This window comes from Limnohabitans sp. B9-3, assembly GCF_002778325.1.
GTDB lineage: Bacteria > Pseudomonadota > Gammaproteobacteria > Burkholderiales > Burkholderiaceae_C > Limnohabitans > Limnohabitans kasalickyi.
In genome coordinates this window covers 44,605-68,888 of record NZ_NESI01000001.1, presented here as the reverse complement: position 1 = coordinate 68,888, position 24,284 = coordinate 44,605, and the positions used below count along the sequence as shown (strand labels likewise).

Genomic DNA, 24,284 nt, shown 5'->3' with positions numbered 1-24,284 from the left:
CACCATGCCCCTCTTAGACGTCAAAAATATCAACCAGTACTACGGCGGTTCGCACATTTTGCGTGACGTCAGTTTCACCGCCGAGCTAGGCAAGATCACCGTGCTTTTGGGGCGCAATGGCGTGGGTAAAACCTCGCTGCTGAAGTCGCTCATGGGGGCGGTGCCCATTCGCAGCGGCAGCATCACCTTTGACGACCATGCGATTGAGCGCCACGCGCCTTACGAGCGTGCGCGTGCAGGCATTGGCTATGTGCCGCAAGGTCGCGAGATCTTTGCGCGCTTAACGGTGGAAGACAACTTGCGCATGGGCTTGGCCACACAACCTGCAGGGACCGACATTCCTGCTGAGTTGTACGAGCTGTTCCCGGTGCTCAAGCAAATGCTGCATCGCCGTGGTGGCGATTTGTCAGGCGGGCAGCAGCAGCAATTGGCCATCGCACGCGCGCTGGCGTCTGGCCCCAAACTCTTGGTCTTGGATGAGCCGACCGAGGGCATTCAGCCCAGCATCATCAAAGACATTGGCCGCGTGATTCGCATGTTGGCCAACCGCGGCGATATGGCCATTGTGTTGTGCGAGCAGTACTACGACTTTGCCGAAGAACTGGCCGACGACTATTTGGTGATGGAGCGCGGTGAGGTGATTGCGCGGGGCCCTGGCTCAGAAATGCAAGCCAAGAACGTACGGCAGTTGGTGGCGATTTAAGCCCAGGTGCGGGGCAAAGATGGCCCTGCTTCTTCGCCCCGTTTGTCTTTTTACATCGCCCAAATGCGTGGCGGCTGATCGCCCATAGCCCACAAGCCTTTTCGCCATGCCGCCCACACGCTGCGCAACAGCGTTTGTGCAGGTTCTACCAAGGGCGAGAGTGTGCGCAACACGATCACACGAGGGTGCGGTGAGGTCACCCCTGCATGCAGGCCTGCAGGGGCCAGTTCGGTGAACTCACGCGCAAGTGCCAACGCCAAATCGCGACGCTCGCGTTTCAGGTCTGCGCCGCAGGCAAACACCAAGGTAGCCATGCAGCGAGCACCTGCGAGGCCGAGGGGGCCGTTGAGCAGGCGCTCGTCTTGTGCATCGATCAAGCCGCGTTCCAACCAAACGCCAGAAATTTCTAGGTGCTGTTGCAGCTGACCCCGTTCAAACGGCAAGTCGGCGTTGGGCAGGCCCAAGGCGGTGATGTCCCATGCCATCAACTCTGCCGTGGCCGCGAGGTCAAACACAGCCTGGTTGAGGCCGTGGCAGCCGTTGTAGGCGATGGTTTCCAGTGGCAGCCATTCCAAGCGACTGTGTTCGCCCAAGGTGGCGTGTACCTTTTGTGTGGCTAAGCCGCTCTCGCTTCGGTAGAACCGCGTAGCACCCGGTGTGGTCACCAAGCCATGTGCGGCGTGTGCGAGGGTGACTTTGATGTCTAGTACATCGCCGCCGACCAAGCCACTGGGCGGGTGCACCAACACGTTGTGGCACACCGCATCACCTTCGGGGTAGAGGCTTTGCAAGATGCGCAGTGGGCCTTGGTGCTCAAAGCGGGCCACTGTGCGGGAGCCTTGTTTGGCATAATCCAATGCCAGTTTGGCGTGCCAGCCCGTATGAGAGTGCATAGGTTGATCTTGATGACCCTTTGACATCCACCTGCGCGCATGTCAAAGGAATCGATCATTAGTGATCTTGCGACCCGCGGTGTGCCCATCCCGTGGTGTGCTTTTCGATGTAGCTGAACAGCTCATACATCACCATGGCCATGGCACCCACCACCACCAAGCCGGCAAAAGCCAAGCCCATTTGCATGGCAGACCCTGCAGAAATCAGCAAGTAACCGATGCCTTCGTTGGCGGCCGTCATTTCAGAGACGGTGGTGCCAACAAACGCCAAGGTGATCGCCACTTTGAGGGAACCATAAAAATAAGGCATGGAGCGCGGCAGGCCCACTTTGATCAACACGTCCCAGCGTTTGGCGCCCAAGACGCGCAGCACGTCTTCGAGTTCAGGCTCTAAGGTGGCCAAGCCGGTGGCGATGTTCACCATGATGGGGAAGAAGCTGATCAAGAACGCAGTCAAGATGGCAGGGCCCACGCCAATGCCAAACCACACCACCAAAATGGGCACAAAGGCCGCTTTAGGTAAGGCGTTGAAGCCGGTCATCAGCGGGTACACGGCGGCGTAGGCCAAGCGTGAGCTGCCAATCACAAAGCCCAACATCACGCCCACGACGATGGCAATGCCAAACCCCACCATGGTCACCCAGAAGGTGCGCCAAGCATGGCCGGCGATGACCTCTCGGAACTCCACCATTTGCTGCCAAATGCGCAGGGGCGAAGGGAAGATGAATTCAGACACATTGAAGAACGAGCACAAGGCTTGCCAAATCAGCAAAGTGCCTACGAGCAAGCCCCAAGGCGCCCAAGTTTCGAGTTGTTTTTGAGTCATGGTCTGGCGTTCGGTTTACTGCTGAATGGCGGCGCCGGTTTTGCGTATGGCCCCGATGTGGCCGCGCAACTCATGCACGATGTTGGTGAACTCGGGGGTGTAGGTCACCTCCAAGTCACGCGGGCGGGGCAAGTCGATGTCACGCTTGACCACGAAGCGGCCGGGGCTCTTGCTCATCACATACACGGTGTCGGCCAAGAAGACCGACTCGCGCAAATCGTGGGTGACCAAGATGACGTTGAACTTTTGTTCCGCATGCAAGTCGCGCAGCGTGCACCACAGTTCTTCGCGGGTAAAAGCGTCGAGCGCGCCAAATGGCTCGTCGAGCAACAGCATCTTGGGCTCATGAATCAGGGCGCGGCAAATGCTGGCGCGCTGTTGCATGCCGCCTGACAGCTCCCAAGGAAACTTGCGCTCGTAGCCGCCCAAACCTACGGTTTGCAGCAATTTCAGAGCGCGTGCTTCGTACTCGGCTTTTTTGGCCTTGAACTGGGTGCGGTAAGGCTCCACGATTTCCAAGGGCAGCAACACGTTGTCTAGGGTGGTTCGCCAAGGCAGCAGTGAGGGCGATTGAAACGCCATACCGCTGATCTTGAGCGGGCCGTTGACAGGCTGGCCATCCACATAAATCTCGCCAAGGCTGGGTTTTTTCAAACCTGTGGTGAGCTTCATGAAGGTCGATTTACCGCAACCCGAGGGGCCCACAATGGCAATGAATTCACCTTGTTTGACCTGCAGGTTGATGTCTTCCACCGCAAAGTGGTTTTGGGCCAACAACTCGTCGTTGTAGGCCAGCCAGACGTTTTGAAAGTCGACAAAGTGTTCAGGTGAAGCTGTCATGGAGGCAAGCCAATTTACTTTTTGGTTTTAGGTGCGGGCAGCACGTCGAGTTCTTTGGCGGTGGGCAAAAAAGAACCGTTCCAGATGTCGTCTGATTTGACGCGTGTTTTGGTGTTGAACGCGTCAGACACTTGCGAGGCCATCAGGCTCAGACGTGGGCCTTTGATTTGACCAAAGCCTTCTTCACGGGCGTCTGCGCTGTTGATGACGGTGTCGATGGCCAGTTGCAAGCGGCGCGTTTCCAGGGGCACGTTGATGATGCCGTCGCGCGCTTTCACGGTCTCGATGGACGCAGCTGGGTTACCGATCACGTCTTTCATACCCTTGGCGAAGGCGGCCAAGAAGGCTTTCACCGCCGCTGGGTTTTCTTTGAGGATCTTGGGCGACGCGATGATGGCGTTGCCATACAACTTCACACCGAAATCAGGGTAGGGCAACACCACCACGTCTTCGGCTTTCACGCCGCGGGCTTCGATGTTGAGTAAGGAGGTGAAGGTGAAGCCCGTGATGGCATCCACATCGCCGCGCACCAACATGGTTTCGCGCAAAGGTGGGTCCATCGCGGTCCAGGTGACGTTGGTCACGCCGTTGGCCTTGGCAAAGATGGGGAAGGCGCGACGGCCAGCGTCAAACACAGGGGCACCGAGTTTTTTACCTGCCAAATCAGCGGGGGTTTTGATGCCTGATTTTTTCAGCGCCATCACCGAAGCGGGGGTGTTGTTGTAGACCATCATGATGGCCACGGGCTTGTTGGGCGCGTCGGGGTTGTTGGCGTGAAATTCCATCAAGGCGGCCAAATCGGCAAAGCCCATGTCGTAAGAGCCTGAGGCCACGCGGGTCACGGCACCACCAGAGCCGTTGCCGGCGTCCACCGTCACGTCTAACTTGGCATCTTTGAAATAACCTTTGGCTGCGGGCACCAGGAACAAGGCTGCTGTGCCTTCAAAACGCCAGTCGAGTTGGAACTTGATCGGCGTGGCTTGCGCGAAGGCGCTGCCAAAACTGGCGGCCAAAGCGAGGCCGAGGGAGGTTTTCAAAAAGGTGCGTTTGGTCATGGAAGCTCCTAAAACTGTTGACGGTGTGTACGGTGTGATCAACTGACTGTTGCAATAACGGTGCCCGGTTCTGAGAGTCAAACCCCGTTGGTGAGGGGCAAATTGTGCGCGACTTTGGTTTGTATACAAAACGGGTTTGCACTAATCTGGCGTGCATGCACCGTTTGCGTGCGTTTTACCGTGCGAGTCAACATGCAAAAAGCCAGCGCAGAGGCTGGCTTTTCGATGTCGCTGGAGCCTTTTAGTGGCTATCGGCCTGACGGGCAGCAGCCACAGCGGCCGAGTCGTCTTTGGAGGCGCCGTTGAAGAACAGGTTCAGCACCACGGCAGAGATAGAGGCCAACAAAATGCCCGACTCAATGAGAGGGTGCAGGTTGTGCGGCATCCATTGCTTGAAGTTGGGCGCGATCAGCGGAATCATGCCGATACCAATCGACACGGCCACCACCAAGCTGTTGTAGCGGTTGTTTTTAAAGTCCACGCCGCCCAAGATGCGAATGCCGGTGGCAGCCACCATGCCAAACATCACCAAGCCTGCGCCGCCCAGCACCACGGTGGGGAGCGACTCAACCAAAGCAGCCATCTTAGGAATCACGCCCAAGATGATCAGGATGATGCCGCCCGCCACGCACACAAAGCGGCTCTTCACGCCTGTGACGGCAACGAGACCCACGTTTTGCGAGAAGCTGGTGTAGGGGAAGGTGTTGAAGATGCCGCCAATCAGCGTGCCCAAACCGTCGGTGCGCAAACCACGGGTGAGCGCGGCGCGGTCCACATGGCGGTCGGTCATTTCGCCCAAGGCCAAGAACATACCGGTGGATTCAATCATCACCACAATCATCACCAGAGTCATGGTGAGGATGAGCACGGGGTCAAACACAGGCATGCCGAACTGGAACGGCATGACGATCTCAAACCAGCCCGCTTTACCGACTTTGTCAAAGTTCATCAGACCCAAGCTGGTGGCCACCACGCCACCAATGACGATGCCCAAGAGCACCGAGATATTGGCAATGAAGCCCTTGGCGAACTTAGAAATCATCAAGATCGACACCAACACCAAAGCGGCAATGCCCACGCCTGTGAGGTCGGCGTACTTGGGGTTGGGGATTTTGGCGACCAAGGCCAAATCTTTGGGCACAGCAGCCAGCGTGGAACCGGGCGCCGAGGCTGCAGCCGCAGCATCAGCCAGCCACTTGGCGTGCTCGGGGTTGACGATGGATGGCGCGGTGGGGCCAAAGGGGTTGCCGAAAATCCAGTTGATGCCAATGCGCATCAAGCTGATGCCGATGACGGCAATGATGGTGCCGGTCACGACAGGCGGGAAGAACCGCAGCATGCGGCTGACCAAGGGTGCGATCAGTATTGAAATTGCCCCTGCGCCCATGATGGCGCCAAAGATCAGTTGTGCGCCTGCGGCGCCCGGGTTGGCGCCGGCCATGGCCACCATGGGGGCCACGGCGGCAAAGGTCACGCCCATCATGACAGGCAAGCGGATGCCAAACCACTGGGTGGCACCCCACGACTGAATGAGGGTGACGATGCCACACACAAACAAGTCAGCCGAGATGAGCATGGCCACTTGTTCGGGGCTGAGTTTCAAGGCACGGCCGACGATGAGTGGCACAGCCACAGCACCGGCGTACATCACCAAAACGTGTTGAAGGCCCAGCGCAGCGAGCTTGCCAGTGGGCAAGTGTTCGTCAACGGGGTGGGTGGATGAGGTCATGTGCGTTTCTCCAAGTTAATCGCATACAAAACTGTATACAGTTTTTGGCTTGGTGATGCCTAGAAGAAACCCTTGAATTTCTAACGCAACAATAGGGGCCATTTTTTGGCCATCCTTCACAATTTTCAGGAGATCACGCTTTGAATCAATCCACCCGTTACGGCATCATCGGCTGCGGCATGATGGGACAGGAGCATTTGCGCAACATCGCGTTGCTGCCGGGCGCGAGCGTGACTCGAATTTTTGAGCCTGATGACGTCATGGCCGCGCGCAGTCTCGCTTTCGTACCGCAGGCCCAACGCGTCGCCAGCTTGGCCGAGGTGGTGATGGCCGAGGACGTGGACTGTTTGTTGATCGCCAGCCCCAATTTCCGCCATGCCGAGCAACTGCGCGAGATTGCTGGGTTGCGCCCCTTGCCCCTGTTGCTTGAGAAACCCGCCTGTACTTCGCTGGACGATGTGCGTGCTTTAGCCGCCTTGGCCAGCGACTATCCCGCCCCGATTTGGGTGGCGATGGAGTACCGCTACATGCCGCCTGTGGCTTTGCTGGCCCAAGAAGTGCACAGCCAGCTCAACACCGGCCCTGTGACCATGCTGTCTATTCGCGAGCACCGTTTTCCGTTCTTGGTGAAAGTGGGTGACTGGAACCGCTTCAACCAATACACGGGTGGTACTTTGGTCGAAAAATGCTGCCACTTTTTTGACCTGATGCGCCACCTCACCCAAAGCGAGCCCGTGCGCATTTATGCCTCGGCCTCGGTGGCGCATAACCACTTGGACGAGCAGTACCCCTTGGGCACACCCGATATTTTGGACAACGCCTACGTGGTGGTCGACTTCGCATCGGGCCAGCGGGCGTTGCTGGAGTTGTGCATGTTTGCCGAAGGCGCGCGTTACCAAGAAGAGATTTCGGTGGTCGGTCCCCAAGGCAAAGTGGAATGTTTCGTGCCGGGTCCTGGTCGTTTTTGGCCCGAACACTTGGGCGAGGCACCCACGCCCAAACTCGTCATCAGCCCGCGTGAGCCCAAAGGCCCGCGCGAGTTGGAGGTGCCGGTCGACGCCGTGGCCTTGGCTGCGGGCGACCACAACGGGTCCACCTTGTACCAACACCAGCGCTTCAATGCCGTGGTGCGCGGCGAGGGTGCCATTGAGGTGAGTTTGCGCGATGGTTTGGCGGCTGTCGTGATGGGCTTGGCGGCACAAGAGTCGGCGCGCACAGGCCAAGCGATTGACTTGACCCGTGGCGATTACGCGTTGGGCAGCTTGCTCAACGGCGCCTGACTTGGCGATAACCCCAAGAGGTGGGGCTATGGATTCATATATTATTCATTCACAGATTTAACGCGATCGTTTTCAGGGTTTGAAATTCAATTTATGGCATCCGTCCAACTCCAACAAGTCACCAAAAGCTACGATGGCAAGCACAACGTCATCCACGGCATTGACTTGGACATCCAACACGGCGAGTTTGTCGTGTTTGTGGGGCCGTCGGGCTGCGGCAAGTCCACCTTGCTGCGCATGATTGCGGGTTTGGAGAGCATCACGGGCGGCGACGTGCTGATTGACGGCGTGCGTGTCAACGACCAGCCGCCGCGCCACCGCGACATTGCCATGGTGTTTCAAGACTACGCGCTGTACCCCCACAAGAGCCTCTACGACAACATGGCGTTTGGCCTGCGTTTGCGCAAAATGCCCGAAGACGAGATCAAGCGCCGTGTCATGGATGCCGCGCGTTTGCTACGCATCGACCACATGTTGGACCGCAAACCCGCCGCCTTGTCGGGTGGTCAACGCCAGCGCGTGGCGATTGGCCGCGCCATCGTGCGGCAGCCCAAAGTGTTTTTGTTTGACGAGCCCTTGTCTAACCTCGACGCGCAGTTGCGGGGCGAGATGCGCAGCGAGATCAAAAAGTTGCACCAGCGCTTGGGCGCCACCATCATCTACGTCACCCACGACCAAGTGGAGGCCATGACTTTGGCCGATCGCATTGCCGTGTTGAGTGGTGGTCACAAGATGCAATACGCCAGCCCCGACCAGATTTACAACCGTCCCGCCGCCCAGTTTGTGGCGGGCTTCACTGGCAGTCCGCCGATGAACTTGCTGCCCTGTTCGCTGGCCAATGGTTCAGCAGACATCGGCGGCGCAGGCCTTGCCTTGCCTGCCGATTTGTGGGCGCGTGGCGCAGCGGCTGACGGCCATGTGTTTGGCATTCGCCCCGAAAACATTGCCTTAGCACCCCGTGATGGGCAGGCCCAAATTGCCATGAATGCACAAGTCGTCATCACCGAACCCTTGGGGGCTGAGACCTTGGTGACCTTCCAAGTTGGGCAAGCTGAGTTGGTGGCGCGTTGTGCCCCCGACTTCAAAGCACCCGCTGGCAGCGCACAAACGATTTACTTGGACGCCTCTGCGCTCCATCTGTTCAACGCATCCACAGGGCAAGCGTTGTGACGCTGGCCCGATTTTTTTGAATTTATCCAACGGAGACACGCCATGAAAAAACGTCAAGCATTGAAATTCACCGCATTGGCCTTGGCCGCAGGCCTGTGTGCTGGCAGCGTGTGGGCACAGCAAACCACCTTGCGTGTGTTTGTGGGGCCCAACCAGCGACCTGACTTGCAGCAACAGCTCTTTCAGGAATACAACAAAGCCAACCCCAACGTGAAGGTTGAGATTGAGACGGGTGGCGCAACTTCAGAGTTGCAACGCCAGTACCTGTCCACCGTGCTCAACGCCAAAGACTCGGCGATTGACTTGTTCTTGATCGACATCGTCAACCCCGCGCAGTACGCATCTAAAGGCTGGATCGAGCCTTTGGACAAATACGTGGGTGGCCCTGCCGCCTTGCGCAACGACTACTTGCCCGTATACCAACAAGCCAACGTGATCGACGGCAAAGTGTTCGCCATGCCCAGCCAAGGCGACGCCATGTTCATGTACTACCGCAAAGACTTGCTTGCCAAGTACGGCGTGGCAGAACCGAAAACTTGGGACGAGTTGGCTGCGGCTGCCAAGAAAATCATGGCGGGTGAAGGCAATGCCAACTTGCAAGGTTTGTCCATCCAAGGTGCGCCGATTGAAGGCGCGGTGTGTACCTTCTTGCTGCCCTACTGGGGCCAAGGCAAGCAGTTCAACGACGCGGGCGGCAAGCTCACGCTCGACAAACCCGCAGCTGTCAAAGGCTTGAACGCTTGGTTGGGCATGGTCGACCAAGGCGTGATCAAAAAGAACGTGGCTGAGGTGAAAACACCGGATACGGTCAACGAGTTCAAAGCCGGTCAAGTGGTGTTCGCCATCAACTGGGGCTTTGCGTTTGACCGCTTCAAAGACGATGCCGATTCCAAAGTCAAAGGTCAAGTCGGCGTGATGCCTCTGCCTGCGATGGCCGGTGGCAAATCGGCCACTTGTATGGGCGGCTGGCAGTGGGCGATGAACGCTTACAGCACCCGCAAAGACGAGGCGGGCAAGCTCATCAAGTTCTTGTCGTCCAAGCAAGCCAGCGCGTTTGTGGCCAAAGAAGGCTCCATCTTGCCGGTGTTCCAAAGTCTCTACGCAGACCCTGACGTGAACAAAGTGGTGCCTTGGTTCAAGGACGCGCTGCCCGTGGTGTTGGCCGCCCAAAGCCGCCCCATGGTGAACGACTATGGCCAAGTCTCGGACATCATCCGCACCACCACCAGCGCCATCTTGGCCCGCACCAAAACGCCTGAAGCCGGTGTGGACGAGATTGCCGCGCGCGTCGGTCGCCTGATGCGTTGATGCTGTCTAAGCTACGCGACCCCAGCGAAAAAACACTCGCGGTGCTGCTGCTGGCACCCGCGTTTGCGTTGCTGCTCGCCATCGTGGTCTACCCGATTGGCAAGCTGATTTACAACAGCTTGTTCGCCATCGACAAAGACGGCGCGTTCTTGGGGCTGCAAAACTACGTGGACGTGTGGCAAGACCCCTTGTTTTGGAACGCCACGCAAAACACCTTGCTGATCACCCTCATCACCGTGCCTGGCGCTTTGTTGGTGGGGCTGGCCTTGGCCTTGTTGGCGAATTTGCCGTTCAAGCGCAAATGGCCGGTTCGCTTGTCGCTGTTGCTGCCTTGGGCGCTGCCGCTGTCGTTTGCGGGCTTGATCTTTGCCTGGTTTTTTCACACCGAGTACGGCGTGGTCAACGATGTGTTGATGCGCTTGGGCCTGCAAGACGAGCCCACCAGTTGGTTGCTCAAACCACGCTGGGCTTTCGCCGCGATTTGCCTGACTATCATTTGGAAAACGGCGTCCTTCATGGCGCTGATTTTGTTGGCTGGGTTGCAGATGATTCCACGCTCTTTGTACGAAGCCGCCGAGGTGGACGGTGCGAATTTGTGGCAACAGTTTTGGCAAATCACCATTCCCATGCTCATGCCCAGCATCGTTGTGGCCTTGATTTTCAGAACCATCACCGCGCTGCAAACCTTTGACATTCCCTACACCATGACCAAAGGCGGGCCCGGTGAGGCCACCGAAACCTTGGCCATGCTGATTCACAAATACACCATCGACTATTCCGACATTGGCTTTGGCTCCACGCTGGCGGTCTTCATGTTTGTGATCTCGTTATTCGTCACCGGTTTTTACTTGAACCACATTGGAAAGAACGCTGCATGAGCATGGCGCAACAACACGGGCTGTGGTCGTCCCCCATGCTGCGCTGGATGGCCGCGGGCATTGTGGTGATCAATGGGTTTTTTCCTGCGGTTTGGATTTTGTTCACCTCCCTCAAGCAGGAGAGTGAACTGGTGCAAAAGCCCATCACTTGGTGGCCGCACGGCCCGACACTTGAGAACTATGTCCGTGCGTTTGCCGACCAGCCTTTGCTCACGTATTTGAAGAACAGCATTTTGGTGGCCTCGGGTGCCACGTTGTTGTCGCTGGTGGTGTCGGCGTTTGCGGCATATGCCATTGCGCGGCTGAACTTGAAGTACCGCCAGCTCATCTTGACCTGCATCGTGGCCTCCAGCATGTTCCCGTTGGTCACGCTGTTGGTGCCGATTTTTGAGACCATGCGCGCCTTGGGTTGGCTCAACACCTATGCCGCCTTGATTTTTCCGTATGTGGTGTTGAACATGCCGGTGTGCACCTTGGTGCTGGTGAGCTTTTTTCAGAGCATTCCCAAAGACTTAGAGAACGCCGCCATGATCGACGGCTGCACCCGCATGGGCGCCTTGGTGCGTGTGGTGGTGCCCTTGGCGGCGCCTGGCGTGTTCACGGCGGGCATCTTGGCGTTTGTGAATTCGTGGGACGAATTTTTGCTGGCGCTGTCGCTCAATTCCAGCCCCGCGGTGCGCACGCTGCCGGTGGGCATTGCGCTGTACCAAGGTGAGTTCACCTTTCCTTGGCCCATCATTTCAGCCGCGCTGATCGTGTCCATCGTGCCGATTGCGTTGTTGATCGCAGCTTTTCAAGAGCGCGTGGTGGGTGGCTTGACCCAAGGCGGCTTGAAGGGCTGACCGAAGCGTTGGCATGACCTCGTTGCCATGAAAAAAAGGCCTGCTTGTCGCAGGCCTTGTTGTTTCTGAGTTTAAGCAGCCAATGCTGCAAACTGTGCCATTTTGCTGCGGTAATACCCCAGCCCGCCTGCATCGGTGCTGCCAAAGCCGCGCACAGCACCCAGCACGATGTGGTGGTCACCGGCTTCGATGAGCTGGTGGATGTCGCAATCAAACCAAGCCACGGCGCCGTCCAAGCGCAGACGTTGGCTGTCTAAGCGCTCGACAGGCACATTGGCAAATCGATCCGCCATGCTGCCGGTGGCAAATTGTCCTGCCAACGCCGCTTGATGCTCGGCCAACACGCTCACGGTGAAACCGCCAGATTGGGTGAATGCGGCATGGCTGCTGGCCTCGCGGCGAATGCTCCACAGCACCAAGCGTGGGTTGAGCGAGACCGAGCTGAACGAGTTGCACGTCATGGCCCAGTCTTGGCCCTCATGGTGGGCGGTGACCACGGTCACGCCCGTGCCGAAGCTGGACAGGGCTTTGCGATAGTCCATCGCGTCTGTTGGGTTGTGCATGGGGTTCTTAAGGTACTTCGTGGCCGCAGGCCAATTCATAGAGTTCAAACCAAGTTTGGCGGTCCATGGGCACGCGCTCGGCTTGGCTGAATTGCGCAATGCGCTCCAGCTGGTTGGTGCCCATCACAGGCAGCACTTGGGCAGGGTGGTGCAGCAACCAAGCGATGGCCACGGCGGTGGTGTCAGTGCCTGCTGCTTGGGCCAAACTTTGCAGCTTGGGCGCGAGGCGGGCAGCGGCCGTGCCTGCGGTGTGGGCTTGGGTGTGCAAGCGTCCACCGCCCAAGGGCGACCATGCCATCACGGGCATGAAATGCTGTTGCGCGTGGGCCATTTGGCCGTTGATCAACGGGGCGGTGTTGAGCAAGCTCACTTCGAGTTGGTTGGTTTGCAGCTTGTGCGTCATGCGCGATTGCAGCAAGTCCACATCCCAAGGCATGAAGTTCGACACGCCGACGCCGCGCACTTTTCCGCTGGTGATCAAACCATCCAAGCACTCGCCCAAGGCTTGAGCGTCCATCAGCGGATCGGGGCGGTGGATCAAGAGCAGGTCAATCACGTCCACACCGATGCGTTGCAGCGAGCGGTCCACGCTGGCGCGCACATGGGCGGGCGAGGTGTCGTAATGCTTCACGCGGGTGCTGGGCCATTGCTGCGAGAGCAACATGATGTCGGTTTTGGTGACGATCTCGATCTTGCTTTTCAGACCAGGGTGCGCTTTGAGCGTTTCGCCAAACAGCGATTCGCAGCGGTAGTCGCCATAAATGTCGGCATGGTCGAAGGTGGTGATGCCTTGGTCCAAGCAGGCTTCAATGCGTGCCAAGTTGGCCTTCACCGAGGTGTCGCTGGCTTCGCTCAAGCGCCACACGCCATAGGCCATGCGGCTCAAAGATTGGCCGTTAGGCAGGGTGAGGCGACTCACGGGTGACTGACTCATTTGCGAACTCCTGTGCCCAGCGGTGTGGGCGGTGTGGTGGTGGGCACGCGCCCATATTCTTGGGCGAGTGACACGGTTTTGAGGTGGGGCAGCACTTTGGTGCCGAAGATTTCGCATTCGTTCAAGTGCGGATAGCCCGAGAAGATGAACGCGCGTATGCCCATTTTCATATAGTCGTGGATCTCGCTGAGCACTTGGTCCACGCTACCCACCAAAGCGGCACCGCAACCGCTGCGTGCACGGCCTACGCCGGTCCACAAATGCGGTTCGATGTAACCCTCTTCGTCGGCGATGTCTCGGTTTTGGCTTTGCAGCGCCACGCCCAAGCTCTTGGCATCCAAAGCGCGGTTGCGAATTTCGTGGCCTTTGCCGTCGTCGAGTTTGGAGACGAGCTCGCGGGCGTACTCGCGGGCTTCGGCTTCGGTGTCACGCACGACCATGTGCACGCGAAGGCCGTAGTCGAGCAGTCGGTTGTGCTTGGCCGCTTGGGCATGCACGTCGCGCATGCGTTGGGCTAACACGTCTTTGGGCTCGGGCCACATCAAATAGGTGTCGCAATGGGCGCCGCACAGGGCTAAGGCGTCGGGGCTGTAGCCTCCGAAGTACAGCAAGGGGCCGCCATTGATTTGGTAGGGGCGCACGGGGTCGGTGGACAAACCTTTGAGCTTGTAGATTTCGCCGTCGTAGTTGATCTCGTCTTGGGTCCAGGCCTGCTTCAAGATCTCCACCACTTCCCACGAGCGGCGGTAGCGGTAGGCGCTGTCTTCTTGCTGACCTGGAAAGTCTGACGAAATCACGTTGAGCGTGAGTCGGCCCTCCAAGATGTGGTCCAGCGTGGCGACGGTGCGGGCCAGCATGGCGGGGTGCATCTCGCCGCAGCGGATGGCGGCGAGCAAATTCATGCGCGAGGTTTGGGGGGCCACAGCGGCGGCAAAGGTCAGCGTGTCTTGGCCCACTTGGTAAGACGACGGGCACAAAATGTTGCGAAACCCCAGCTCTTCTGCGCGCGTGACGATGCGGCTGGTGTTGGCCCAGCTGCTGCGCAAATCGCCATCGGGCACGCCCAAATGGCGGAAATCGTCAGAACACAAAGGTGCAAACCACGCGACTTCGGCACCCTCAATGTCGGCACCTCGGACAGGAACAACGCTCATCAACATCTCCCGATGAAAAAAGTGAATGAATGGTATATGAATTGAGGGGCGCGTGTGATGGGTGTTTCCACGCATTTGCGATACTCAGACCCCATGAAGGCTCCTACCCCCGCCAAACCCTTGCCTGTGTATCTGCAAATTGCAGAGTTGCTGACGCGCCAGATCAAGGCGGGTTATTGGCAAAGTGGTGAGCGCTTGCCTACCGAGGCGGAGTTGGCCGACTCGTTGTCGGTGGCAGTGGGCACCTTGCGCAAGTCGCTGGCGCTGCTGTCGGAGCAAGGCGTGCTGGAGCGCATCCAAGGCTCGGGCACCTATGTGCGCCGCGCCGAAGGGTCGCAGCGCATTTATGAGTTGTTTCGCTTGGAGTTGACCACGGGGCCCGGTTTGCCAACCGCACATATTTTGGAGGTCAGCCGCTGCGCGCGTCCTGACCATGTGCCGCTGTTGGGCGCCGATGCGCAAGGCCCCGTTTGGCGGGTGCGCCGTTTGCGCTTTTTGAGCCAAGTGCCTGTGGCGTTAGAGGAAATTTGGTTTGACGGCGCGCTGGCGTCCACCTTGCAAGCGTTAGACTTCGGCGACTCCATGTATTTGTTCTACCAAACCCAGTTTCAAGTTTGGATTGCCCGCGTTGAAGACCGTATCAGCGCCGCACCCGCACCCGAATGGGCCGCACCGCCTTCGGGCATGCAAGCCGGTCAAAACGCGGGCTTCATTGAGCGGCTGTCGTGGACCGCCAACAACGCCTTGGCGGAGTTTTCGCAAACGTGGTTTGACCCCGCGGTGTGTCGCTATGCCTCGCGGATCAGCCAGTGAACAGGCGATGAAAAGCTAGCGTAAGTTGCTAAGGCCTAGCAGGTGCCTGGCCTCAGGGTCCGAGCTGACGTTTAACCCAACAAGTCTTGCAAGGTCCGTGCAATCACCTTAGTGGCGCGGCGCAAGTCTTCCAAGTCCAAACGCTCATCTGCGCGCTTGGCGTGGGACTCCAACACCGTGCGTGGACCCGCCCCGTAAATCACGCCTGGGATGCCGCGTTCGCCGTAGAGGCGCACATCGGTGTAGAGCGGTGTGCCCATGGCGGGGATGGGTTCGCCAAAGAGTTGCTCACCATGTGTTTGGATGGCGTCGACCAAGGGTTTGTTGCCCGCCAGCGGTTGCATGCTGTGGGCCATCAGCATGCGTTTGATGTCGACGCTGATGTGCATGTCGGCGGCGCGGCCTTGGTTGAAGCCTGCCACTGCATCGGCAATAACTTGGCGAATGCTGGCTTCGACCTCAACGGGGTTTTCTTCGGGGATCATGCGGCGGTCCAGCTTGAGCATGACCTTGCCGGGGATAACGTTGGTGTTGGTGCCGCCTTCGATCAGGCCCACGTTCACATAAGGGTGGTTGATGCCCTCGACCTTGGAGGTGACAGCTTTGTACAAGGTGTTCTGGTGGTACAGCGCGTTGAGCACCGCTACGGCGCCTTGCAGGGCGTCCACACCGGTTTCGGGAATGGCGGCGTGGGCCATCTTGCCGTGCACGGTGACTTCCATTTGCAAGCAGCCGTTGTGCGCAGTGACCACTTGGTAGCTGAAGCCGGCGGCAATCATCAAGTCAGGTTTGGTCAGGCCTTTGTCGAGTAACCAGCCGGGGCCGAGCAGGCCGCCGAATTCTTCGTCGTAAGTGAAGTGCAGTTCGAGGTTGCCGTTGAGCGGGTGGTGTGCAGCTTGGTTGACGGCTTCCAAAGCGCGGGTGGCAAAGGTGAAGGTGGAGAAATCGCACTTGCTCACAGCGCTGGCGCGGCCGTAAATTTTGCCGTCCACGATGTCGCCACCGTAGGGGTTTTGGGTCCAGCCTTCACCGGGTGGCACCACGTCGCCGTGGGCGTTTAGCGCGATGGTTTTGCCTGCGCCTGTGTCTGTGCCGTAGTGGCGGCGCACGATCAGGTTGGTGATGGTTTCTAGGCCGTAGGCTTTGACATCGGCTTCGGGCACAGCGTGTTTTTCGGCGTCAAAGCCGAAGTCTTTCAGCAGCGTGGCGGTGCGCTCGGCGTGGGGGGCGTTGTTGCCGGGGGGCGTGTCGGTGGGGACGCGGATGAGTTCTTGCAAGAACTTCACTTGTTCGTCAAAGTGCGCGTCAATCCAGGCGTCGAGTTGGGCGTAGGTGGTGTTGCTCATGGTGTGTCTCTTGTTGTGTGGGGTGGCAGTTGTTTGATGGCGTGCGTAACGTCTTATGTCGATGTGGTCGCGTCACGCTTGCAGGTTGTGAAGCAGGTGCATGAAGGCGTCCACTGCCAGTTGGATGTCGTCGCTCGTTGTGGATTCCAGCGGGTTGTGGCTGATGCCCGCGTTTTGGCCGCGCACAAACAGCATGGCTTGGGGCATGACTTCGTGCAGTTTCATCGCGTCATGGCCTGCGCCGCTGGGCAGGTGGAACACGGGCACGCCCAAGCTTTGCACGGCTTGTTCCCACAGGGCTTGCAGCTTGGCGTCACTCGGAGCGGCGCTGGCGCGCATGGTTTCTTCCAAGGTGTAGTGCAGGCCACGGCGTTCGCAAATGGCTTTGAGGACGGCGAGCACGTCGTTCATCAGCGCATCGCGCATGGCGTCGGTGGTGGCGCGCAGGTCGAGGCTGAATTGGCAGCGGCCGGGCACCACGTTGATGGAGCCGTTGGGCACGGTGAACATGCCGACGGTGCCGACCAAGTTGGGTAGCTGTGCGGCGCGTTTTTCAACAAACAAGGCCAGCTCAGCCACGGCTGTGGCGGCATCGCGGCGGCGGTCCATCGGCGTGGTGCCTGCGTGACTGGCCATGCCAACAATTTCACCCACAAAGCGCACGCTGCCGTTGATGGAGGTGACCACGCCCAGGGGAATGTCGAGCTCGTTGAGCACAGGGCCCTGCTCGATGTGGACTTCCACAAAGCCCAAATACTCAGCTGCGTTGCGGGTGAGTTTAGGAATGTCTTCAATCTTCAAACCCGCTTGCTTCATGGCTTGGCGCATCGTGATGCCATCCGCATCCTTCTGGTCCAGCCACTCGTTTTTGAAGTCGCCCACTAATGCACCAGAGCCGAGGAAGGTGGCTTTGTAGCGCTGGCCTTCTTCTTCGGCAAAGGCCACCACTTCGAGGTTGAAGGGCAGGCGTTGGCCCGCACGGGCCAGCTCACGCACGCAGGCCATGGGCGCGAAGATGCCCAAGCGACCGTCGTACTTGCCGCCGTTGCGCACGGTGTCGTAATGCGAGCCAGTCATCAAAGTTTTGGCTTTGGATGCTGTGTCCGTGTGTGCCGCTTTGTAAACGCCCACCACGTTGCCCACCGCGTCGATGTGCACGTCATCAAAGCCGCAGGCTTTCATGCCCAGCTCGATCGTGCGGGCGCATTTCAGGTGTGCGTCGGTCAGGTACGTGACGGTGAGTTCTTCGCGTGCTGCGTGTGGTGTGTGTTTGTTGACCGCGCCCACATCGCTGAACTGGGCCAGCCATTCGTGCCAGTCCCACACCTCGTGGCCCAGCGCGGGCTCATAGCCCAGCTTGTCGTTGAGGCGAATCTCTACGATGCGGTGGATGTTGCGCAAGCACTCGGCCAGTTCGTAGTCGGGGTGGTTGTGCAGGCGGCGCTCAAAGGTGCTGATGATTTGCTGTTTGTTGAGGCCAGAGCCACGCGGGCCGCGCACGGCCAAGATGAATGGAAAACCAAATTTGGCGTTGTAGCTGGCGTTGAGCTGCTGGATGTGCGCAAACTCTTCAGGTGTGCAGTGGGTCAGGCCGGCTTTGGTTTGCTCGTTGGTCGATTCAGCGGTGAGACTTTTGCTCACCATCGCTTTGCCTGCCAACTCAGGGTGGGCACGTACCAAGGCGAGTTGGGGCTCGCGGCCGGCTTTTGCCAGCACCTTCACCATGGCGTGTTTGAGTGCGGCGGCGGAGGCAAAAGGGCGAGCGGCTAGCGCTTGCTCGGCAATCCAATCGGAGTGCTCGTACAAGCCGGTCAGCAAGGCCGCTGCCTCAGCGCGGGGCAGGGTGTTGATTTGGTTCAGCGTGGTGGTGCTCATGGGGATGTTCTGCTGTTAGTTGCCGCTGTAGGGATGCACTTGTTTCCAATGGCGCGCGATGTCGATGCGGCGGGCCACCCACACACGGTCGTGTTGGGCAATGTGGTCTAAGAATTTTTGCAATGCCACGATGCGGCCTGGCTTGCCCAACAAGCGGCAGTGCATGCCGATGCTCATCATCTTGGGGGCGTTGTCACCGTCAGGGTCACCCTCGGCGTAGAGCGCGTCAAAGCTGTCGCGCAGGTACACAAAGAAGTCGTCTGCTTGGCTAAAGCCTTGGGGCAGGGAAAACCGCATGTCGTTGCAATCCATCGTGTAAGGCACGACGAGTTGGGGCACCACGTCGCCATTGGTTTTTTGGACCTTCATCCAAAAGGGCAGGTCTTCGCCGTAGTAGTCGCTGTCGTATTCAAAGCCACCGTGGTCGGCCACGAGGCGGCGGGTGTTGGGGCTGTCGCGGCCGGTGTACCAGCCTGCACCATGAATGCTGTTGCCGTGCGTGGTGCTTGTGAGGCGCTCGATGATGGCTATGCCTTTGTGCATATGCGCACGCTCGGTGGCTTCGTCGGTGGTTTGGTAGTTGATCCAGCGGTAGCCGTGACAGGCAATTTCGTGGCCTAGCTCGACGAAGGCAGCGGTGAGTTCGGGGTGGCGCTCCAGCGCCATACTCACGCCAAACACGGTCAAGGGTAGGCCGCGTTTTTCAAACTCGCGCAGGATGCGCCACACGCCCACGCGTGAGCCGTATTCGTAAATGCCTTCCATGCTCAGGTGACGATCGGGAAAGCTGGGCGGGTTGAACATTTCGCTCAAAAACATCTCGCTGCCGGCGTCCCCGTGCACGGTGGCGTTCTCGCCGCCTTCTTCGTAGTTCAGCACAAACTGCACCGCAATACGAGCTTGGTTGGGCCATTGCGCGTGCGGCACTTGGCGGCCGTAGCCCACCAAGTCGCGAGGGTAGGCGGCGGTGCTGTCGTAAGTGGCGTTGGGGTTAGACATTTAAATACTCCTTAGGCCAGCGCCATCGCGATGTCGTTGCTAGGCACTTTGCGGTCAAGGGCCAAGCTTTCTTCCACGTTGCGCAAGTGTTCGTCCATCAGCTTGACGGCCAAGTCTTCGTCTTTGGCCGCAATGGCTTTCAAAATTTCGGCGTGCTCTTCTGCCGAATGTTCGGCGGCATTTGTGCTTTGGTACATCAGGGTGATGAGCGCGCAACGGGAAATCAGCTCAGTCAAGATTTGTGCCAGCACATCGTTGCCCATCAGCTCGGCCATGCGCACATGGAAGTCGCCCAGCAAGTCGGTCCGGCCCGGCACATCGCCACGGCTGACGGCGGCTTTTTCTTCGGCCACGTGCTCTTTGAGGGCTTTGATTTGCGCGGGGGTGACGTTGCGCACGAAACTGCGGGTCATTTCAGCTTCGATCATGCGGCGCACTGCAAACACTTGGCGTGCTTCGTCAGACGAGGGGGTTGCTACAAAAGCGCCGCGCGCAGGCTCCATACGGATGAGGCGTTTTTGCGCCAACTGAAACAGAGCTTGACGAATGAGGGTGCGTGACACACTGAAGTGGTCGGCCAGCTTTTGTTCAGCCAGCTTGGTGCCGGGGTGCAGGCGATGTTCGACGATCGCTTTGGTCATCGCGTCCACAATGGTTCGGGTGGCGGTTGAACTGTCCATTTAGAGTCTCCGTGCGATGTCAATTTTCAGAAATGATAGCTGCAAATACCAAAACTGTATACACTTTCTGTCGACCATGTCGGTCACCGTCATTTTTTGGAGCGTTTCATGGGATTGAGCACACACGTTTTAGACACCATGCACGGTGGTCCTGCCGCGGGCATGAAGGTTTCGCTGTTCACCACAGACAACGGGCAAGCCACGCTGGTCAAGTCGTTCACCCTGAACCACGATGGACGCAACCCCGATGGTTTGTTGTACGACAACGACAGCTTGAAAAAAGGCACTTATCGATTGGTGTTTGACGTCAAGGGGTACTTTGCCTCTAAAAATGTTGAATTGCCTGAACCCAATTTTTTAGACCGAGTCAGCCTTGACTTCGGGGTGGCGCATACAGATCAGCACTATCACGTTCCGTTGCTGGTAAGTCCTTGGAGTTACTCGACGTACCGCGGGTCTTAATTTTTTTGTATACCAAGCAGCATACTTGCCGCGGATTTGGGATGCATGTCACTAAAATCAGGGTCTTCCCTCAAGACCTCCACATCCCACCATGACCCAAGTCACCAACACCGTGCGCTTTGTGCTCGACGGCCAGATCGTTGAAGCCCAAGGTGCCCGTCGCACCACCACCGTTCTTGATTACCTGCGTGAGCAGTTGCACCGCACGGGCACCAAAGAGGGTTGCGCCGAGGGCGATTGCGGTGCTTGCGTGGTGATGGTGGGTGAACTCAATGCCGCTGGCACGGGCGTGGACTATGTGGCCACCAACGCGTGTATCCAGCTGCTGCCTTCGCTCGATGGCAAATCCATTAAGACGGTGGAGAGCTTGAAACAGGCAGACGGTTCGATGCACCCTGTGCAAGAAGAAATGGTCAAGTGCCACGGCTCGCAGTGCGGCTTTTGCACCCCCGGCATCGTGATGAGCTTGGTGAACATGGTGCAAACCAACACCTCGCCCGCGCGTCAAGACATCACCGACGCCTTGAGCGGTAACTTGTGCCGTTGTACTGGCTACGTGCCCATCATCGATGCAGCGGCAAAAGCCTGCGAAAAGAAATCAGCTTTGAAAGTGGACGACAGCGCCGACCTGCCGTTGCTGAAAGAGATCAAGCGATCCAGCGTGCCGACCATGAGCTTGGAGGGCGACATCATCGTGCAGCCCGTGGTGCGCACCAAGAAGGGCAACGAATTTGTGTCACCCGCCACGTTGGCTGAAGTGTCTGATTATTTGGTCAAGCACCCCACCACCACCTTGTTGGCAGGCAGCACCGAAATTGGTTTGCAAGTGAACAAGCAGTTCGCACGCCCCGACCACATCATGTACTTGGGCAACGTCAAAGAGTTGCGCCAAGTGACCGAGACTGACAAGGTTTGGCGCATTGGCGCTGCGGTGTCGTTGACCCAAGTCGAAGCGCTGGTCGCCCAGGCTTACCCCGACTTCACCGAAGTGCTGCGCCGCTTCGGCTCACCCCCCATCCGCTCCACCGCCACGCTGGCGGGCAACATTGCCAACGGCTCACCGATTGGTGACACCATGCCTTGCCTGATGGCGCTGGGTGCTAGCTTGGTGCTGCGCCGTGGCGACAAGACCCGCAAGGTGCGGCTGGACAACTTCTACACCGGCATGAAGAAAAACGTGATGGAGCCCGGAGAATTCATCGAAGCCATTGAGTTGCCCAAGCCCGTGGCCGGTCAAGTGTTCCGCGCCCACAAGGTCAGCAAGCGTTTTGAGCAAGACATTTCGGCCACGTGTGCAGCCATCAGCTACACGCTCAAAGACGGCAAGTTGAGCGGCGTGAAACTGGCCTACAACGGCTTGGCCCCATCGCCTTGCCGTGCACCCAAGCTCGAAGCCGTGCTGGAAGGCAAGTTGCCCGCTGATGTGAAAGCAGCCGATCTGGACGCCGCGATCGCCGCTAGCTTCACCGCGCGCGACGGCTTGCGTGCCACATGGGCTTACCGCGCTTTGGTGGCCCGCAACTTGGCCTTGGAATTCATCGAAGAACAAACGAAAGAGGTGGCTTGAATGAACGCTCCTACCGCACTCAAAAATCTGTTGCCTGAGTCAGGCGTTCAGCAGGGCAAAGAACTGGTGCACGAGTCTGCGCACTTGCATGTCACCGGCTCTGCCACCTACATCGATGACATCCCTGAGCACGCAGGCACGTTGTATGCCGCACTCATCTTGTCGCCTGTGGCGCATGGCGAGCTGATTGGTGACGGTATTGACCGTGAAGCAATTCTGAAAGAGCACGGCGTCGTCGCGGTCTACACCGCCAAAGACATTCCCGGCGAAAACAACTGTGGCCCCATCATCCATGACGACCCTTTCCTGGCCGCAGGCAAGGTCGAGTTCATCGGCCAAGCTGTGGCCGTGGTCGTGGCGCGCGACATGCTCTATGCACGCGAGGCCGCCCACAAAGCCAAGGTGTTGGTGAAAGAACTCAAGCCCATCTTGACGGTGGAGGAAGCCATGGAAGCGGGCAGCTTCATCATGCCGCCCAAGGGCATCACCCGCGGTGACGCCGCCGCCGCCATTGCCAATGCACCTCACAAAATCAAAGGCACGACCCGCACCGGTCAGCAAGAGCAGTTTTACCTGGAAGGCCAAATCACTTACGCGGTGCCAAAAGAAGACGGCCAGCTCACGCTGTACGTGTCGACCCAGCATCCCGACGGCAACCAGCGCGAAGCCGCGCACGCCCTGAACCTGCACACCAACGACGTCGAAGTGATTTGCCGCCGCATGGGTGGCGGCTTTGGTGGCAAAGAAGGCAACGCAAGCATCTTCAGCCAGAGCGCTGCGCTGGCCGCGTTCAAGTTGCAAAAGCCGGTCAAGCTGCGCGTGAACCGCGACGACGACATGACCATCACCGGCAAGCGCCACGACTTCCGCATCGACTACGAAGTGGGTTTTGACGACACCGGTCGGGTTTTGGGCGCAGACATCACGCTCATGTCGCGCTGCGGTTACAGCACCGATTACTCAGGTCCTGTCAATGACCGCGCTTGCTTGCACATCGACAACACTTACCATTTGCCCGCGCTCAAGCTGGTCAGCCACCGCTGCAAAACCAACACGCAAAGCGCCACCGCTTTCCGTGGTTTCGGCGGCCCACAAGGCATGTTCGGCATCGAGACGGTGATGGACGAGATTGCGATGACTTTGGGTAAAGACCCCCTCGTTGTGCGCAAGCTCAACCTCTACAAAGACCCCGCCATCAGTGGCACGCCCGACAGCATGACCACCCAATACAACCAGCTCATCGAAGACTGGGTGGGTGACAAGGTGATCGACCAGGTGGAGCAAGAATCCAAATACGCCGAGCGTCGTGCTGCGGTGCAGGCCTTCAATGCCAAGAGCAAAACCCGCAAGCGCGGTGTAGCCCTTGTGCCTTTGAAGTTTGGTATCAGCTTCACCGCCACGCACCTGAACCAGGGCGGTGCATTGCTGGTGGTGTACATGGACGGATCTGTGAGCTGTAACCACGGTGGCACCGAAATGGGCCAGGGCCTGAACACCAAGATGGCGCAGGTCTGTGCCGATGGTTTGGGCATCAGCGTTGACAAAGTTCGCATCACTGCCACCGACTCGCAAAAAGTGCCCAACGCTTCGGCCACTTCCGCATCAAGTGGCGCTGACATCAACGGCGCGGCCATCATGAACGCCACGATGCAAATGCGTGAGCGCTTGAAGCCCGTGGCAGCCCGCATGTTGGGCTGTGCTGAAGGCGATGTGACGTTTGCGAACAGCGAAGTTCACGGTGGCGGCAAGTCCGTCAAATGGGCAGATTTGACCAAGCAAGCGTACATGGAGCGTGTGGGCTTGTCGGTGACTGGCTTCTACATGACGCCCGAAATCAAATACGACTTCGCCACCCTGAACGGCCGTGCGTTCTATTACTACTGCTACGGCGCGGCGGTGAGCGAAGTGGAAATCGACACACGCACGGGCGAGTGGAGGCTCCTAGCCGTGGACATCGTGCACGACGTGGGCCGCAGCATCAACCCCGCTTTGGACAAAGGCCAGATCGAAGGCGCTTATGTGCAAGGCATGGGCTGGCTCACCATGGAAGAGTGCATTTGGGACAAGAAGGGCAAGCTGCTCACACACGGCCCAAGCACCTACAAAATTCCCGTGGCGGGCGACATTCCAGAGCACTTCAAGGTGTCTTTGTTTGAAAACCAAAACAACAAGCCCACGCCTTTCAACAGCAAGGCCACGGGCGAGCCACCATTAATGCTGGGCCTGTCTGCCTTCTTTGCCTTGCGCGATGCGGTGGCTGCCAGCGCCGACCACAAAGCCGTGGTGTACATGGATGCCCCGGCTACGCCAGAACGCATCTTGATGGCGTGTGAGGCAGCGAAAGCGGCAGCGGTTTAACAGCCGTTC

Annotated in this window: 22 protein-coding genes; 10 read left to right on the top strand and 12 right to left on the bottom strand. The window is 58.5% G+C overall.

All coding sequences use genetic code 11. The annotated features are described in order from the left end of the window. Positions 1 to 4: 4 nt before the first annotated feature. Positions 5 to 703: an urea ABC transporter ATP-binding subunit UrtE gene (gene urtE / locus B9Z42_RS00340; protein ID WP_100131784.1), complete on the top strand. Its 699-nt coding sequence runs from the start codon at positions 5 to 7 to the stop codon at positions 701 to 703. Positions 704 to 753: 50 nt separating this feature from the next. Here urtE and B9Z42_RS00335 read toward each other — a convergent pair whose 3' ends face one another. The 5 genes from B9Z42_RS00335 to B9Z42_RS00315 form a co-directional block, all read right to left on the bottom strand. Then, positions 754 to 1,596 carry an urease accessory protein UreD gene (locus B9Z42_RS00335; protein WP_100131783.1) on the bottom strand — a complete coding sequence of 281 codons (843 nt, stop codon included), beginning with the start codon at positions 1,594 to 1,596 and terminating at the stop codon, positions 754 to 756. A gap of 58 nt (positions 1,597 to 1,654) precedes the next feature. After that, on the bottom strand, positions 1,655 to 2,422 hold the full coding sequence (locus tag B9Z42_RS00330; RefSeq protein ID WP_100131356.1) for an ABC transporter permease: 768 nt from the start codon (positions 2,420 to 2,422) through the stop codon (positions 1,655 to 1,657). A gap of 15 nt (positions 2,423 to 2,437) precedes the next feature. Next, positions 2,438 to 3,262, bottom strand: coding sequence for an ABC transporter ATP-binding protein (locus B9Z42_RS00325; protein WP_100131355.1), 825 nt, complete (start codon positions 3,260 to 3,262; stop codon positions 2,438 to 2,440). A 14-nt stretch (positions 3,263 to 3,276) separates the two neighbouring features. Next, positions 3,277 to 4,317: an ABC transporter substrate-binding protein gene (locus B9Z42_RS00320; RefSeq protein WP_100131354.1), complete on the bottom strand. Its 1,041-nt coding sequence runs from the start codon at positions 4,315 to 4,317 to the stop codon at positions 3,277 to 3,279. A 241-nt stretch (positions 4,318 to 4,558) separates the two neighbouring features. Beyond that, positions 4,559 to 6,046: a nucleobase:cation symporter-2 family protein gene (locus tag B9Z42_RS00315; protein WP_100131353.1), complete on the bottom strand. Its 1,488-nt coding sequence runs from the start codon at positions 6,044 to 6,046 to the stop codon at positions 4,559 to 4,561. Between the two features lie 140 nt (positions 6,047 to 6,186). On the opposite strand from B9Z42_RS00315, the gene B9Z42_RS00310 reads away from it, so the two are divergent. From B9Z42_RS00310 to B9Z42_RS00290, 5 genes are all read left to right on the top strand, one after another. Further along, the gene (locus B9Z42_RS00310; RefSeq protein ID WP_100131352.1) at positions 6,187 to 7,326 is read left to right on the top strand and encodes a Gfo/Idh/MocA family protein; all 1,140 of its coding nucleotides are present in this window, start codon (positions 6,187 to 6,189) and stop codon (positions 7,324 to 7,326) included. 93 nt (positions 7,327 to 7,419) lie between these two features. Beyond that, complete coding sequence (locus B9Z42_RS00305; RefSeq protein WP_100131351.1) at positions 7,420 to 8,496, top strand: ABC transporter ATP-binding protein; 1,077 nt, start codon at positions 7,420 to 7,422, stop codon at positions 8,494 to 8,496. Between the two features lie 42 nt (positions 8,497 to 8,538). Next, positions 8,539 to 9,804 (top strand): ABC transporter substrate-binding protein, encoded by a 1,266-nt coding sequence (locus B9Z42_RS00300; protein ID WP_100131350.1) that lies wholly within the window; start codon positions 8,539 to 8,541, stop codon positions 9,802 to 9,804. After that, positions 9,804 to 10,682, top strand: a complete 879-nt coding sequence (locus B9Z42_RS00295; protein WP_100131349.1) for a carbohydrate ABC transporter permease — start codon at positions 9,804 to 9,806, stop codon at positions 10,680 to 10,682. The genes B9Z42_RS00300 and B9Z42_RS00295 overlap by 1 nt, the downstream gene beginning before the upstream one ends. Further along, on the top strand, positions 10,679 to 11,524 hold the full coding sequence (locus tag B9Z42_RS00290; protein ID WP_100131348.1) for a carbohydrate ABC transporter permease: 846 nt from the start codon (positions 10,679 to 10,681) through the stop codon (positions 11,522 to 11,524). Before B9Z42_RS00295 ends, B9Z42_RS00290 begins: the two co-directional genes overlap by 4 nt. A gap of 71 nt (positions 11,525 to 11,595) precedes the next feature. On the opposite strand, the gene B9Z42_RS00285 is transcribed toward B9Z42_RS00290, so the two are convergent. Genes B9Z42_RS00285 through B9Z42_RS00275 form a run of 3 tightly spaced genes read right to left on the bottom strand, consistent with a single transcriptional unit; the run spans position 11,596 to position 14,175 of the window. Then, positions 11,596 to 12,087 (bottom strand): flavin reductase family protein, encoded by a 492-nt coding sequence (locus B9Z42_RS00285; protein ID WP_100131347.1) that lies wholly within the window; start codon positions 12,085 to 12,087, stop codon positions 11,596 to 11,598. A gap of 7 nt (positions 12,088 to 12,094) precedes the next feature. Further along, entirely contained in the window at positions 12,095 to 13,021 is a 927-nt protein-coding gene (locus tag B9Z42_RS00280) for an aldo/keto reductase family oxidoreductase (RefSeq protein WP_100131346.1), read from the bottom strand. Next, positions 13,018 to 14,175, bottom strand: a complete 1,158-nt coding sequence (locus B9Z42_RS00275; protein ID WP_100131782.1) for an LLM class flavin-dependent oxidoreductase — start codon at positions 14,173 to 14,175, stop codon at positions 13,018 to 13,020. The genes B9Z42_RS00280 and B9Z42_RS00275 overlap by 4 nt, the downstream gene beginning before the upstream one ends. A gap of 93 nt (positions 14,176 to 14,268) precedes the next feature. Here B9Z42_RS00275 and B9Z42_RS00270 point away from each other — a divergent pair, with 93 nt between their 5' ends. Then, positions 14,269 to 14,988 carry a GntR family transcriptional regulator gene (locus B9Z42_RS00270; RefSeq protein ID WP_100131345.1) on the top strand — a complete coding sequence of 240 codons (720 nt, stop codon included), beginning with the start codon at positions 14,269 to 14,271 and terminating at the stop codon, positions 14,986 to 14,988. 71 nt (positions 14,989 to 15,059) lie between these two features. On the opposite strand, the gene B9Z42_RS00265 is transcribed toward B9Z42_RS00270, so the two are convergent. The 4 genes from B9Z42_RS00265 to B9Z42_RS00250 form a co-directional block, all read right to left on the bottom strand. Further along, the gene (locus B9Z42_RS00265; RefSeq protein ID WP_100131344.1) at positions 15,060 to 16,334 is read right to left on the bottom strand and encodes a M20/M25/M40 family metallo-hydrolase; all 1,275 of its coding nucleotides are present in this window, start codon (positions 16,332 to 16,334) and stop codon (positions 15,060 to 15,062) included. A gap of 72 nt (positions 16,335 to 16,406) precedes the next feature. Then, positions 16,407 to 18,209, bottom strand: coding sequence for a 2-oxo-4-hydroxy-4-carboxy-5-ureidoimidazoline decarboxylase (uraD, locus tag B9Z42_RS00260; RefSeq protein ID WP_100131343.1), 1,803 nt, complete (start codon positions 18,207 to 18,209; stop codon positions 16,407 to 16,409). Positions 18,210 to 18,224: 15 nt separating this feature from the next. Beyond that, positions 18,225 to 19,208 carry an allantoinase PuuE gene (puuE, locus tag B9Z42_RS00255; RefSeq protein WP_100131342.1) on the bottom strand — a complete coding sequence of 328 codons (984 nt, stop codon included), beginning with the start codon at positions 19,206 to 19,208 and terminating at the stop codon, positions 18,225 to 18,227. A gap of 11 nt (positions 19,209 to 19,219) precedes the next feature. Continuing rightward, on the bottom strand, positions 19,220 to 19,888 hold the full coding sequence (locus B9Z42_RS00250) for a GntR family transcriptional regulator (protein WP_100131341.1): 669 nt from the start codon (positions 19,886 to 19,888) through the stop codon (positions 19,220 to 19,222). 108 nt (positions 19,889 to 19,996) lie between these two features. On the opposite strand from B9Z42_RS00250, the gene uraH reads away from it, so the two are divergent. From uraH to xdhB, 3 genes are all read left to right on the top strand, one after another. Next, a complete protein-coding gene (gene uraH / locus B9Z42_RS00245; protein ID WP_100131340.1) occupies positions 19,997 to 20,350 on the top strand; it encodes a hydroxyisourate hydrolase in 354 nt (117 codons plus the stop codon). Between the two features lie 91 nt (positions 20,351 to 20,441). Continuing rightward, positions 20,442 to 21,917 carry a xanthine dehydrogenase small subunit gene (gene xdhA, locus B9Z42_RS00240; protein WP_100131339.1) on the top strand — a complete coding sequence of 492 codons (1,476 nt, stop codon included), beginning with the start codon at positions 20,442 to 20,444 and terminating at the stop codon, positions 21,915 to 21,917. Next, entirely contained in the window at positions 21,918 to 24,275 is a 2,358-nt protein-coding gene (gene xdhB / locus B9Z42_RS00235) for a xanthine dehydrogenase molybdopterin binding subunit (RefSeq protein ID WP_100131338.1), read from the top strand. The last annotated feature ends 9 nt before the right edge of the window (positions 24,276 to 24,284 follow it).